The 14,091-nt window shown below is 33.7% G+C and carries 11 protein-coding genes; 5 read left to right on the top strand and 6 right to left on the bottom strand.

All coding sequences use genetic code 11. The annotated features are described in order from the left end of the window. Positions 1 to 121: 121 nt before the first annotated feature. From KXD37_RS08760 to tagD, 6 genes are all read right to left on the bottom strand, one after another. Positions 122 to 2,212 (bottom strand): CDP-glycerol glycerophosphotransferase family protein, encoded by a 2,091-nt coding sequence (locus tag KXD37_RS08760; RefSeq protein ID WP_106019650.1) that lies wholly within the window; start codon positions 2,210 to 2,212, stop codon positions 122 to 124. Beyond that, positions 2,205 to 3,368: a glycosyltransferase family 2 protein gene (locus KXD37_RS08755; protein ID WP_106019651.1), complete on the bottom strand. Its 1,164-nt coding sequence runs from the start codon at positions 3,366 to 3,368 to the stop codon at positions 2,205 to 2,207. Before KXD37_RS08755 ends, KXD37_RS08760 begins: the two co-directional genes overlap by 8 nt. A 25-nt stretch (positions 3,369 to 3,393) precedes the next feature. Next, the gene (locus KXD37_RS08750; RefSeq protein WP_106019652.1) at positions 3,394 to 5,478 is read right to left on the bottom strand and encodes a DUF6270 domain-containing protein; all 2,085 of its coding nucleotides are present in this window, start codon (positions 5,476 to 5,478) and stop codon (positions 3,394 to 3,396) included. Between the two features lies 1 nt (position 5,479). Continuing rightward, complete coding sequence (locus KXD37_RS08745) at positions 5,480 to 6,829, bottom strand: glycosyltransferase family 2 protein (RefSeq protein WP_223255264.1); 1,350 nt, start codon at positions 6,827 to 6,829, stop codon at positions 5,480 to 5,482. A gap of 36 nt (positions 6,830 to 6,865) precedes the next feature. Next, positions 6,866 to 8,050, bottom strand: a complete 1,185-nt coding sequence (locus tag KXD37_RS08740) for a CDP-glycerol glycerophosphotransferase family protein (RefSeq protein WP_106019654.1) — start codon at positions 8,048 to 8,050, stop codon at positions 6,866 to 6,868. A gap of 100 nt (positions 8,051 to 8,150) precedes the next feature. Further along, positions 8,151 to 8,540 (bottom strand): glycerol-3-phosphate cytidylyltransferase, encoded by a 390-nt coding sequence (gene tagD / locus KXD37_RS08735; RefSeq protein ID WP_059353647.1) that lies wholly within the window; start codon positions 8,538 to 8,540, stop codon positions 8,151 to 8,153. A 517-nt stretch (positions 8,541 to 9,057) separates the two neighbouring features. On the opposite strand from tagD, the gene KXD37_RS08730 reads away from it, so the two are divergent. The 5 genes from KXD37_RS08730 to KXD37_RS08710 all read left to right on the top strand — a co-directional run bounded on the left by KXD37_RS08730 (position 9,058) and on the right by KXD37_RS08710 (position 14,081). Then, positions 9,058 to 9,831, top strand: a complete 774-nt coding sequence (locus KXD37_RS08730) for a WecB/TagA/CpsF family glycosyltransferase (RefSeq protein WP_105954037.1) — start codon at positions 9,058 to 9,060, stop codon at positions 9,829 to 9,831. Between the two features lie 95 nt (positions 9,832 to 9,926). After that, entirely contained in the window at positions 9,927 to 11,084 is a 1,158-nt protein-coding gene (locus KXD37_RS08725; RefSeq protein WP_106019655.1) for a CDP-glycerol glycerophosphotransferase family protein, read from the top strand. Positions 11,085 to 11,172: 88 nt separating this feature from the next. Next, positions 11,173 to 11,886, top strand: coding sequence for a 2-C-methyl-D-erythritol 4-phosphate cytidylyltransferase (locus KXD37_RS08720; protein ID WP_059353650.1), 714 nt, complete (start codon positions 11,173 to 11,175; stop codon positions 11,884 to 11,886). Beyond that, complete coding sequence (locus KXD37_RS08715) at positions 11,883 to 12,908, top strand: ribitol-5-phosphate dehydrogenase (protein ID WP_059353651.1); 1,026 nt, start codon at positions 11,883 to 11,885, stop codon at positions 12,906 to 12,908. Before KXD37_RS08720 ends, KXD37_RS08715 begins: the two co-directional genes overlap by 4 nt. A gap of 3 nt (positions 12,909 to 12,911) precedes the next feature. Then, positions 12,912 to 14,081: a CDP-glycerol glycerophosphotransferase family protein gene (locus KXD37_RS08710; protein ID WP_106019656.1), complete on the top strand. Its 1,170-nt coding sequence runs from the start codon at positions 12,912 to 12,914 to the stop codon at positions 14,079 to 14,081. Positions 14,082 to 14,091 lie beyond the last annotated feature (10 nt).

Raw genomic sequence — 14,091 nt, 5'->3', positions numbered from 1 at the left:
TTGAAAGCACCGATGAATATTGTAACAGATAATAAGTTTTTTTTCACATTGCAGCAATCTAAAATTTAATGTATAGAAAAAGCCGACAGATATACTCCATCGGTCTTTTTCATAGTTCTCATCAATTTGCTTTTTTTACAGATTTTAGAATCTCATTGAAGATTCGTTCATTGTTTTGATCATCTTTAAATTTAAAGATCTTTTTAGAGCTCTCTTTATATTGCTTATCTATTATAAAATCTCGATTACAAATCTCAATTATGTTATTAATAACAGCTTCTTCTTCTGATGCCACTATACCAATGTCTTCAGATTTAATTTCATTTACTCTGATAGAATGATTGTCATAAGGATCAAATTGGTAAAAAACAACTGGTTTATTCATAAACAAAAAATCTGCAGAAACGGATGAATAATCTGTAACCAATAATGAGCTTTCTTTAATCAAATCAGATACTACTGCATTATTTTTTGTTAAAATTTCAATTTGCGGATGGTCAACATTGAAATTTTCTATATACTTTTGCATTTGATAATGCATATAAAACTTGACCTTAATACCCTTTTCCTCTATCATATTGAGAAATTTTTCATTTTTAAGTAAACTTTGGTATGCTACAAAGTACTTAGATTTCAAGAAGTTATGCTTATTCATTTGAACTAAACTTCTTCTCCAGGTCGGCATAATTAAAATCTGGTCTTTATTCGATTTATTTTTCGCTAATTTATCGAATCTTGAAAGCCCGGTTACGATAACTTCATCACTATTGTAACCTAGAGTATTAAGGATAATTTCTTTTTCTTTTTCTGAACTGCTAATAACAAGATCTTGATTATACTTTTCTTTATGCAAATAGGGTGAAATGTTATACATGATTAAGCCGTGCTGCAAACAGATATTATATTTTTCATTTAAAATTCTTTTATAATATTTGTTATACACTTTTGAAGGCCATGGATATAAACCTTCCTGAAACGTCCATGCACTTATATATGCGTTTGCTAAAAACATAAATAATTTATGTTTAAAACTAGAATGATAAAGTATATTTCCTAATCGTTCTACCTTTTCAGCATGCGGAGATCCTTTATCAATAATATAAAAGATCTTTTTATCTGGGTGATTTGTTCTGCAATACTCAAAAAAGGAATATCCATTGTCTTCAGCTTGATCATATCTCTCCCCGACTAACCATACATCTTTTCTATATATCAGCTTCACTATATATGCAAGAAAAATAAGAAGATATTTATTTATCAGGTGCTTTATATGACGATATTGATACTTTAAATCTCTCAATGGCTTCGTTAATTTCCAAGATAACGATTTTTCAAATAACGGAACTCTCGCAAAATAAGATTTATAAGTTCTTGATTGATTGAACCAGTGTCTTTTACTTTTTAACAACTTCATAAACTCTGTTGCTTCATAATAACAGTCTTTCTGGATCAATTTAAAAAAAGTTCCATAACCTACTTCATTGAAGTCATAAATATCTTCTACACTAACAACTTCACTTACCTTTTTTATTGTATCGTATGCATCACTGTGATCTTTATCTAATAAATTATTCAAAAAAACATTGGAATCTGCATAAGACATTAATGTTTCTAGTATCAAAAATCCGTATGTCTCTAAAAATTGCTTATTTTTCATACTGACAATGTTTTTTAATGAATTGATAGTGCATTGATAACTATATTCTATTAATTCATTATCTACAAAACACTCGCCTAAAAAATCCATTTCAATGTTCATTGTATCTTGCTCAAAAAAGAATTGAATTAAGTTGTCACGATTAAAAATATTTGTCGAAAAGAAATAAGTATCAATCAAATATTGTTTTTTCATTATCCTCGAAGCAATAATATTTTCAAATTCATTGTTATTAAACAATTTATTTGCGCTTATTATAGGTACTCTATTTGTATTCATCTTTTCAGTAAGACTTTTCAATAAACCTGAATCATAACGATATTCTATGTTTGAAAGGAATACATACTCTCCCTTAATCAATGAAATATCAAAATTTTTATTACTAATTAAATATACATTTTCATCTAGATTTTGATCAGCTATATCAGTTTCTACAACGAAAAATATCTCCAAACTATTCCAATTCATACTTTGACCTTTAACAAAGTCAATATATGTTTGTATTAAGCTGTTATCTTGAGTGCCAACAGGAATCAATAATGTAGTCTCAATCACTAACCAATTTCTCCTTAATTTTATATTTCAACTTGTTTGTTTTAATTTTGTTTCTAAAAATTTTAGTTATTCTCCATGAAAGTGAGTTTTTTATGGCCTGCTGCCGCTTAAACATTTTTTGCAATTCTATTCCTGTACTATACCACCATCTTCTTGAGACGATCATAGAATTGTATTCCAAAGCTTCTAGTAAGAAGTTTTTTTCAATCAAACTAAGCAAAGGTTTTTCAATAGAAAAATATTTTTCAGTAATATCAGGGTTAAATCCTTGTACAACAGGTCTAATCATTTCTAATATTTCAAGTCTTTCAGCTACAGGAACTTTGTTAAATTCAGGATCACAGATTTTCCACAAAAGAGACCTGAAAGCATTTATTTGAAAATAAGAGTATTCTTTTTCATTTAGAATTTTTTTGATTTTCAATGCAGCTGTTACATCATTTTTAAGGGTGTTTTTAATATTTTGCTGTGTCAGGGATAGATTGTTTGCATCATTTCTTGTTCTATAGTAATAAATATATTCAGGTATATAACTAAACTTTTTTGCTTTTGTGAAGAGAGCCATATCATAAATTTTATCTTCCCCATTCCTCATACCCTCTGGAAATAATATATTATGCTCTCTTAAGAAACTTGTTTTTACTAATTTTAAATAGACAGCTGTTTTCACTTGAAGGAAGAACGGAACAGTCTCTATATTTACATCATTATAATGCTTGTGCATAAAATAATTTTTAAATGTTATGTGCTCATGTGTTTTTCCATTTTCGTCATTAAAGCTTAGCATTTTGCCCATAACGAAATCTGAATTATTTTTTTCCATGACCTTATATAATTTTTCATAAGCATCTGCTGGAATGTAATCATCAGGATCCAAAAATATAATGTATTCACCTTTAGCTTCGTTAATCCCAATATTTCTTGGCTTTCCTGGCGCTCCGCAGTTTTCGGTTAAGTGAATCACTCTTATATTTTTAAACCGTTCCGCATATTTATCTAAAATGGTGGCGGTGCCATCTGTTGAACAATCATTGACCAAGATAACTTCTATCTTCTCAAATCCTAATGTCTGACTAATTATAGATTCCAGACATTCTTCTACATATGCTTCTACGTTGTAAACAGGTAAAACTACACTGATTAATGGATAATCCAACTTAATTTCTCCTTATTAAATTCATTTATTGTTTAGATTTTAGTTCAGTTTGAATATCTTCAAGCACAATTGAATTTAATCTATCCATAAATTTTTTGTAATATGCTGATTCATAGTGAGAAAACGACTTTCCGAAAGGGTATCGCTCATCACCTATAAAAGGTGTATTTGTCAGGTCAATAATATTAACATTAGGTAACATATTTTCAAAATAGTTATCAACTTTATCCCAAAAATAATTATTTCTTTCAATTAGTTCCTGATCTCCAAAAAATTTAATTTCACCATTTATATCTCTATATTTATAAGTAAAACGCCCTTTATTTAGAATAATTTTAGATTCAGGTAAAATCTCTGTTACTTTAGCAATAAAATCGTTAAGTGCTTTTTTAAAGACTTCAAAATATTTGCTATTATCATTATGATTAATAATAACAGAATTTTTTAAATTCTTAAAAAAATGACTTTTTTCAATTATAAAACTTGCACTGGCATATTGGTGTTCACTGAACTGAATAAGTGATTTTGCAGCATCAGAGTAAAGGTCAATAATTAAGTAATCAGGCTGAGATGCCTTTAGTTTTTCAAAAAAATCTTTTTTGAAATCTGTCTCAACAAAGTTTATATCTTGATCTTTTATATCTTTAAATTCTTCCTGATTAAAGGCGATCGGTTTAGAAACCAAGCTTACTATTGATGAGTGGAACTGAGTATAAACACACTCATAAATCTTCTTATATCCAGGGTTGAAATACTCTCTGGAGTTAAAAGGGTTTCTGCTGAAGCAAGTACCCATCACAGCAATTCGTATCGGTCTAGTCCCTACTGTTTGCCGGTCTGAAATAAAAAGCGAAAGATTAGATTTCCCATTAACAAAAAACTTGCCCTCGGAATTTTTTAAGCACCTTGAATTTGTTTTAAAATAGCTAAATGAATAAGATGTTTCTTTATTTACTTTAACTTCATTTTCTATAATGTTACTTTCTTTGTCTAACCTAATAAAAGCATCCCAAACGTCGTTTCCTTTAAGGTAAGACTTAGACAAAATATTCGATTTTATTATTTTAGATATAAACTGACCTTCATTAAATTCTATTGGAAGAGCTATCTCGTCATAATATTCAACTTCTTTTCCTAGGACTCTTCTTCTTTTTAATACAAAAGACAGATTTGAATGCAAGTTGTAAGCTAAGCTATCTTCTCCCACTTCCATAAAAAACTTCAAATCATCCCCAGTGTTTTCCACTCTGATTAAAGTTGGACTGAAGTTGTTATTTATTGTCTCAAAGGAAAGTTGACTTTTAGGATTTATATTAGCCTTTAAAGTATAAAACTCGTTAATGTTATAATTATTTTCAAGAAGCACTTCTATTAAAGAGCTATCTACATTAACTTTTAAATATATCTCTTTTTGATTCGATAACAACTTATTATCATTATCTTTAGGAATTTCTGCTTTTATAAAAACATCAAAAAGTTCATCATTTATTAACAAATCTTTTGGGATAGAGAAATATAGCATTTCTGATATGTTTTCTTCTTTTGCTATATTTATTTCATTTGAATAGAAATATAGACTAGGTTGATCCCGTTTTAGAAGAGATAACGACAATTGTCTTTTTGATAAACGATCATAGTCTGCCCCAGTACACTCAATTTTCAAATGAAAATGATTTGCATCTTGTTTAAGATTCTTTAAAACGGGTACAAATTCGATAGGCCTTATAAAAAACGCTAAAGATTTGTCTTTAGCAATATAGGGCCTAACTTTAAAAATAGAATGTTGATGAGGAACAAAATAGGCATAAGTAGTTTTTTCAGAGCTATTAAACTTCAATGGTATATTTTCTAGTGTGGTTGCCATATAAATTGACCAATAGCTTTCGCTTACATTACAAGAAGTAAAAACTTCGTTAAGATTAACGTATAACCATAAAGAGCTTTTATTTATGTCTTCATATTCAAGTTTAATCTGTTCATGAAGCTCCGTATCTCGACTATTTTCCTTTTTTCCGAAGTAAAAATCGTTAGAACCTTCATATCCATTACGATCACAAAGAATCTTCAAACTTCCCCTTTTTTCGTCATATATTACATCTAATATGTTCATGTCATTTGGCCTTTCCGAAATATGCTTTTTTAGTACGTAATATTTTTTTACCGAGGGATTTAAATATATTGACTTCATTTAAAATAATATTAAAATTTTTCCCCTCTAGGCCTATTGAAAATTTTAATATCCAAATAGGAAGTTTTAATTTAAAACCAGCATATTTATAATCTCTAACTTTATTACCCCATATTTCTATTTTCTCATCAAGTAAAATTTGCTTGGCATATATTTTTTTATGAAGATACTTAAGATAAATTCTGTCTTCTTTTTTCATTTCATAAAGCTCATTAACAAAGTGACCTTGTAAAACTAAATAAACCCCTCTAAATTTAACATCATTGATTGTTACGTTTTTATCTGCTAACTTATCAATACTAGAAGAGAAGGAATATTTTTCTTGTTTATACTTTAACAAAAGTTCTTTATAGTAACTATTCATGTCCTGTTCTACAATATACTTAGATTCTATTTGGCATAAAATATTTTTAAACTCAATAATAAACTGATTAAAATCTTCTGTATCCATTATTTCAATAGCTGAATCTCTATTATTTGGATAAAGGTATAATTTAATATGGTAAGCTGTTAGATATTGTACATACGGAAGTATCTCCCCATAGATTTGTTTAGACCATTTAAACAAAACAAAGTATGAATTTTTCAAAAAAGCTGTATAACGTTTTTGTGATAGCCAAGAAGTATCAACTAATGAATTTTTCTCAGTTCTTTTTCTATAAAAATACTTTCCATTTGCTACAACCCCGTAACATGATTCATTTAATATTAGTTTATTCATAAAAAGGGCATCTTCCCAAAAGTCTAAATTTTCGTCGAATGTTGAGCCGTATTTATTTATAAGAGCTTTTTTAAAAAAGCTCCCCCCTATGAAATATTGAGGAGCATCATATTCATTTAAAATGTCAATTACTCTATTCCCTTTAAGAAAACGGTAATTTAACTTGTGTTCGCCTTCTCTGGAGCCAAAATAGTATATTGGTAATACGGCAATATTTACATTACGTCCTGTTGTCTCAAAAAAATCCTTTATATGGTGGAGCGCCCCACTTGATAACTTATCATCAGAGTCAAGGAATCCGATATAATTAGATGTTTCATTCACTAATCTTAGTCCAATATTTCTCGCAGCAGATGGACCAGCGTTATTTATTCTTTTATAATCAATATTATTAGGAAACTTTTTTTGTAACTCTTCACAAATTTTTTTACTATTATCCGTGCTACCATCATCAACTAAAATCAATTGAATATACTTTTCGAAATCAATTGTTTGATTGATGACACTATCTATAGTTTCAAGTAAATACTTTTCCGCATTATATACTGGAATAATTAATGAGAATATACCACTTACCTCCTTCCCGCTCTATAAAATACTTTCAATAACTCTCTTGGCCGCAAAACCATCTTCCATAGAGCAAAATTCCTCGTAAAAATGATTATATTCTTTTGGTAAAGAGGTATTATTTATAACGTATTTCAACTTTAAAAATAGATCTTCTTTATTTTCTACTATTTCACCTGGAGCATTTTTCTCCAGGTCGAAATAAAAACCTCTCAGTATATCTCTATAGTTCTCCAAATCATACGTATAGAATAACATCGGCTTTTTTAGATTACTGAAATCAAAAAATACAGACGAATAGTCAGTAATTAAAATGTCACTTATCAAGTATAAATCTCTAATATCTTGATATAGCGAAACATCTTTAACAAAATGACTGTATTTTTGTAAATCAAAATTTTCTCGGACCAAATAATGCATTCTCAATAAAAAAACAGCAGAGTTCTGAAATTCATTCTTTAATGCTTCTAAATCCAGTTGTAAATTAAATTTATATTTACCTACGCCATAAAACTCGTTATCTCTCCACGTAGGTGCATATAAAATGATTTTTTTATTATCGTCAATATTTAATTTTCTTTTAATTTTTTTGATAATCACATCTTTATTTTTTGCATATAATACGTCGTTTCTAGGATAACCAGACTCAATAATTTCTTTTTTAAACTGAAAAGCACTTCTAAAAATCTCTGTAGAGTAAGCATTAGGGGAAATCAGATAATCCCATTTACTAGCCTCTTTTAGAAAGTTTTTTTTATATTGCTCAGTCGTCGTGCCTGGCATATGTACTTCGTCCATGTCATTTGCGAGTTTTTTTAGGGGGGTTCCGTGCCAAGTCTGCACATATGTGGTGTTTCTCGGTTTTGGGATCCATAATGGCAAGCGGCTGTTTGTTATCCAATATTTCGCTGTAGCCATATACCATAGCCATTTTAGAGAGAATCTTCTTAAATAATTTACATCCAAATTCTCAAATAAATCCTTGTTTCTTTTATCTATACTCCAGAATAATTGGTAATCATATTTATCTTTATTTTCCTCAAGGTATTCAAATATTGCTCTTGGGTTACAGCTAAATTGTTTTCCCGAATAACTTTCGAAAATTATTAGCCTTTCGTTTCTGGGCAATAGCCCAATTATTCTAAAAACAATTGAGTATACAACGACCAATAGACTTCTATATTTTTTAAAAATCATTGATTTCATTTTAGACTCCTTAAATATCAAACAATTAAATGTTTCTCTCCGTAAACAAGAAAAAAAGAAGCAACTGAACATTACTTCAAGCCTCTTTTAATTAGTACTTCTATAGACTAGCCATGTCTTTTTTGATTTGAGTAGTTGAAATGCCCTCTGTTCTTGGAAGGTATATGACCTCGCAATATTCCTTTAAGAAATCAAACTTCCCTTTCCAGTCATCACCGATGACAAACGTATCAATTCCGTACTTTTTGATATCTGAGATTTTTTGTTCCCAGTTTTTTTCTGGAATGACTTCATTCACAAAATCGATTGTTTCTAAAATGAGTTTTCTATGTTCATAAGAATGATGCGATTTTTTTTGTTTTTGCAAATTAAACTCATCTGTAGACAAGCCTACGATTAAGTAATCTCCGAGGTCTTTTGCTCGTTCAAGCAGCTTCATATGTCCATAGTGAAATAAATCAAATGTTCCGTACGTTATCACTTTCTTCATTAGATAACATCACCTTCCAACCGTTTTCAACTGAGAGTGCCAGATAAAAACCAAAAAACTTAACAAACTGTTTATAATTTCGACATAAATTTTACGTACCATTAATAATGAACAATAATAGCATAAGTTCCTATAAAAGTTAAGGCTCTTTAAAAATGTCAATTGCTAATAATATTTGGGATAAATCTATGCTGATGTATAAAATTTACAGGTCTAATGCCTTATCTCATTTCATTATACCAAGCTTTCGTTTATGGAAACATCGATTCTTTTGTCATCAATTTGAGTGAAACGATTTGCTTTGTGTTACGTCATTTATTTTGTACACCCTCCTCATATTAATTCATCGTCAAAACGTGAAGGAATTGTAATGTGAATGTTAAAAGTTCCTAAAGATTTTTGTGGTATGATAGGGTAAGATGTTTTCAGGTAAAGTGATGAATTATGGTCTTTACACAAACTATACGAATGACACATGTTTTTTATAGACATATAGATGAAAAGGAGGGTTGACATAATGCAAACGAAACCCATTAATCAATTAGATTTTGTAGACGGTGAATTGTCTTCATTTGTATCCCATTTGGAAACTTCATATTTGGATCAGGCCAAAGGAGCGTTTATTGTTACGGCAAATCCAGAGATCGGGTTTGAAGCGATGCAAAATCCGCGATATGAAACAGTTCTTTCATCTGCTGATTTTATTTTGCCGGATGGTATTGGTGTTGTTATGGTCTCCAAGTTAATCGGAAGACCTCTTCAATCCAGAATAGCCGGCTATGATTTGTTTACGTCCCTGTTGGATAAGGCTCACCAAAAGAAAAAGCGTGTTTTCTTTTACGGTGCAGCAAAACATGTTATTGAGCAAACAATCGAACGAGTCCGCCGTGATTATCCTGGAGTTGAAATTGCCGGATACTCTGACGGCTATGTCAAGGATCAAAGTAAAGTGGCAGATAAGATTGCTGCTGCAAAGCCGGATATGGTGTTTGTCGCGTTAGGTTACCCTGTTCAAGAGTTCTTTATCCATAAATACAGGCATTTATTCCCTCAAGCTGTAGCTGTAGGGCTCGGCGGCAGTTTTGATGTGTTTAGCGGCAATGTAAAAAGAGCGCCGTCGTTTTTTATCCGTTTTCACCTTGAATGGATGTACAGGCTGATCACCAACCCTTCGCGCTGGAGAAGAATGCTGAGCATTCCTAAATATGTTACAGCCGTGCTGAAGCATGAACGAGCTTCAGCCAAGCCGCAATATACAGGGCAGGTTAAAGATCAATCACGCCATTTGTAAACGGTCTTTAAAGGAGCTATGGTTTAAATGAAATATATAAATCATTCGCTGTATCAGCGGATAATCTTTGACAGCCCATTAGAGCTGATGACAGGGTGAACCCTCAATCTTTGTTTGCGTTTTTTTATTCTTTGTTCATAAGAGTCATTGGCGCTTTACTCTTTTGGGTAAAACCGGGGAATCAACTGACCCTGCTTGTCTCTTTTCCTGATAATGCCCGTGCTCTGTTAAAGGAATATCAGGAGGGACAATATTCCTTTAACATTAATGTGCTGCTTACCCAGCACGCCAAATCACTGGCGGATGAATTCCCGGCACTCTCCGTCTCAGTTATTAATGAAAAACACCCGCTTCATATATGTAAAGCGGTCTTTTCTATGCTGAGCAGTAAAGCCGTGGTTGTTGATAACTATTTTGTTCTAACAACTGTTTTGGCCAGCCGGCCGGATATTGAGTGCATACAAGTCTGGCATGCGAACGGGGCGTTTAAGCGCTTTGGGTTAAAGGATATCAATACTCAGAATCGTTCCCGGTCTGACGTGAGACGCTTTCGTAAGGTATATGCTTCATTTGACCGGATTGTCGTCGGTTCTGAACACATGGCCGACATATTCAAGGAATTTTTCGATATCACAGAGGATAAATTTCTTCGATTTGGCGTGCCATTAACTGATGCTTACTATGAGGCCGGCAAAAACGGTCATGAACTAAAATGCAAACACCATCTGCCGGCAGGAAAAAAAATCATTCTGTATGCCCCGACTTTCAGGGATCATCAGTTTGAAAGCTTTTCGCTGCCATTTTCAGAAAAACAGCTGGCATATGATTTAAAAGGAGAATTTTTGCTTGCGGTAAAATTGCATCCTGTTATGAAACAATCTGCAGATTTACCTGTCAATAATGAGTGGATAAAAGATGTATCAGATCTCCCTCTTGCAGACCTTTTAAAAATGAGCGATCTGTTAATATCGGATTACTCTTCAGTTCCTTTTGAATTTGCTCTGTTGGACAAACCCATTCTGTTTTATGCGTATGATATGGTTGCTTACGACAAAACACGCGGTTTGATTAGAAATTATACAGAGATGATACCTGGGGTGCCTTGCATTGATTCAGAAATGCTCCTAGAACAGATGCAAGATATAAACAAGCTTCAATCTGAAGTGGAGCGTTTTTCCCATGAATGGAATCTGTACTCTAAAGGAAATGCCAGCAAGCAGCTTTTACGCTATATAAACGAGAAATCATGCTGATCTTTATATATAATAAAGATCGGTATTGCAAATAATATGAAAACCCTTTATAAAACATTATGAGTTGTGGTAAGGAAGGAGTCATTTTATGATTTATGCTGAGATTCTAGCCGGTGGAAAAGGTTCCCGCATGGGAAATGTCAATATGCCAAAACAGTTTTTGCCGTTAAATAAACGTCCTATTATTATTCATACGGTTGAAAAATTTTTATTAAATGACCGTTTCGATAAGATTTTAATCGTTTCACCTAAAGAGTGGATTAACCATACAAAAGATATTTTAAAGAAATTCATTGGAAACGATGATCGCCTTGTCGTGGTGGAAGGCGGAAGCGACCGCAATGAATCAATTATGAGCGGTATCCGTTACATCGAAAAAGAATTTGGCATTCAGGATGATGATGTGATTATTACCCATGATTCTGTGCGCCCATTTTTGACTCATCGTATTATCGAGGAAAACATTGATGCTGTTCTTCAATATGGCGCTGTCGACACAGTCATATCAGCCATTGACACAATTATCGCTTCAGAAGACCAAGAGTTTATCTCTGATATTCCTGTACGCGATAATATGTATCAGGGACAAACACCGCAAAGCTTCCGCATCAGCAAATTGGTCGAACTTTATAATCAGCTCTCAGATGATCAAAAAGCCGTACTGACTGACGCTTGTAAAATCTGTTCACTAGCTGGTGAAAAAGTGAAGCTGGTTCGCGGTGAAGTCTTTAATATTAAAGTAACGACACCATATGACTTAAAAGTGGCAAATGCCATTTTACAGGAGCGAATTTCACAATGATTAATCAAACGTATCGTTTAGTTTCTGCCCGACAATTTGAAGTGACGTATAAAGATAAAGTTGTCCATTCAGATAAGGTCGTCGTCCGGCCTACCCATTTATCCATCTGTGCTGCCGACCAGCGTTATTACACTGGTTCCCGCGGCAAAGAAGCCATGGATAAAAAACTGCCGATGGCCCTGATCCATGAAGGAATCGGAAAAGTGATGTTTGATCCGACCGGCACTTTTAAAGTCGGAACACGGGTTGTCATGGTGCCGAATACACCGGTTGAAGAGCATGAAGTGATTGCGGAAAATTATCTGCGGTCCAGCAGATTCCGTTCCAGCGGTTATGACGGTTTCATGCAGGATTACATGTTTATGGCCGCGGATCGGCTCGTTGAACTTCCGGACAGCATTAATCCGCATGTAGCAGCTTTTACCGAGCTAATCACCATTGCAGTCCATGCGCTTTCCCGATTTGAACGGATGGCGCATAAGAAGCGTGACACATTTGGTGTCTGGGGAGACGGAAACCTCGGATTTATCATGACGCTTCTTTTGAAGAAGAAATACCCGGACAGCAAAGTGTTTATTTTCGGAAAAACGCCTTATAAACTTGATCATTTCTCTTTTGTTGATGCAGCTTATCAAATCAACGACATTCCTGAGGATGTGAGAATCGATCATGCCTTTGAATGTGTAGGCGGACGCGGCAGTGAAAGCGCGATTGAACAGATCATCGCCCATGTTCATCCTGAAGCATGTGTAGCGCTCTTAGGCGTATCGGAATACCCAGTTGAAATTGAAACAAGAATGGTGCTTGAAAAAGGGATTACGCTGATCGGCAGCAGCCGCAGCGGACGCGAGGATTTTGCCCGTACTGTAGACTTTTTAGCTCAATACCCAGAAGTCGTTGATTATTTAGAAACATTAGTCGGCGGACGCTTCCCGGTACGCAGTATTGAGGAAATTACACACGCATTTGAAGCAGATTTGACTTCATCTTGGGGAAAAACTGTTATTGAATGGGACATTTAAACAGTGAAAACATTCCTTACACGAATTATAAAAGGAGTATTCGGCACTGCTTATAAACTATTGAGCGCTTTATTACCAGTACAGCATAACAAAGTTGTCATCGCTTCCTATCGTGAGGATCATTTAAGTGATAATTTCAAAGCAGTCTATGAAAAGCTGGAGCAAGATCCGTCTCTTCGTATTACCCTGCTATTTCGCAAGATGGATAAGGGGTTGATCGGACGAGCTTCGTATTTGCTTCATCTTTTCAGCTCTTTATATCATCTTGCCACATGCCGTGTGCTGTTGTTGGATGATTATTATTTTCCTTTGTACGTTGTTCCCAAACGAAAGGAAACAGTAGCCATCCAGCTTTGGCATGCTTGCGGTGCGTTTAAAAAATTTGGCTACAGCATTGTGAACAAGCCGTTTGGACCTTCTTCCGATTACCTGAAGATCGTTCCTGTGCATTCTAACTATGACTATGCGATTGTCAGCGCACCCGCTGCCGTTCCGCATTTTGCTGAAGCTTTTCAAATGGAGCAAGAGCAGATTTTGCCGCTTGGTATACCGAGAACGGATTATTTTTATGATCAGGAACATATTCGCACTGTTCAAGATCAGTTTGATCGGGCTTATCCTGAACTTAAGCATAAGAAAAAGCTTTTGTATGCTCCTACCTTTCGAGGCAGCGGACATCATCAAGAGGGTTACGCTACCCCGCTTGATCTGCTACAATTAAAATCAGCGCTAAACCATAAAGATTATGTCGTCATGCTCCATCTTCATCCGTATATGCGCCAGCACGCGCGTACGGAAGAGGATGATTTTGTGCTGGATTTATCCGATTCGTACTCTTTGTATGATTTGATGGCAATCTCTGATGGACTGATAACCGATTATTCTTCAGTCATTTTCGAATACAGCCTGCTGAAGCGTCCGATGTATTTTTACTGCCCGGATTTAGAAGACTATTTAGAAGAACGTGATTTCTACTATCCATTTGAATCATTTGTGCCTGGGCCGATTTCTAGGGACACTACATCGCTTGTTCGAGACATCGAGAATGTGCATGAAGCTGATACGAAGCGGATTGAAGCTTTTTCACAGAAGTTTATTACCCATCAAGACGGCAAATCTTCAGAGCGGGTAGCCGATTTTATTTCATCATTTTTAACATCTGGTGCCGATTAGGAGAAAGTGA

The sequence above is a fragment of the Bacillus sp. XT-2 genome, from assembly GCF_025696525.1.
In the GTDB taxonomy this organism is placed as follows: Bacteria; Bacillota; Bacilli; order Bacillales; family Bacillaceae; genus Bacillus; species Bacillus halotolerans.
This window is presented reverse-complemented; position numbering and strand designations above follow the sequence as displayed.

What these genes read in the sequence shown, in the direction of transcription:
- KXD37_RS08720 (WP_059353650.1), top strand. Translation starts at nt 11,173, where the DNA reads ATGATTTATGCTGAGATTCTAGCCGGTGGAAAAGGTTCCCGCATGGGA.
- KXD37_RS08740 (WP_106019654.1), bottom strand. Translation starts at nt 8,050, where the DNA reads ATGAAATCAATGATTTTTAAAAAATATAGAAGTCTATTGGTCGTTGTA.
- KXD37_RS08730 (WP_105954037.1), top strand. Translation starts at nt 9,058, where the DNA reads ATGCAAACGAAACCCATTAATCAATTAGATTTTGTAGACGGTGAATTG.
- tagD (WP_059353647.1), bottom strand. Translation starts at nt 8,540, where the DNA reads ATGAAGAAAGTGATAACGTACGGAACATTTGATTTATTTCACTATGGA.
- KXD37_RS08715 (WP_059353651.1), top strand. Translation starts at nt 11,883, where the DNA reads ATGATTAATCAAACGTATCGTTTAGTTTCTGCCCGACAATTTGAAGTG.
- KXD37_RS08750 (WP_106019652.1), bottom strand. Translation starts at nt 5,478, where the DNA reads ATGAACATATTAGATGTAATATATGACGAAAAAAGGGGAAGTTTGAAG.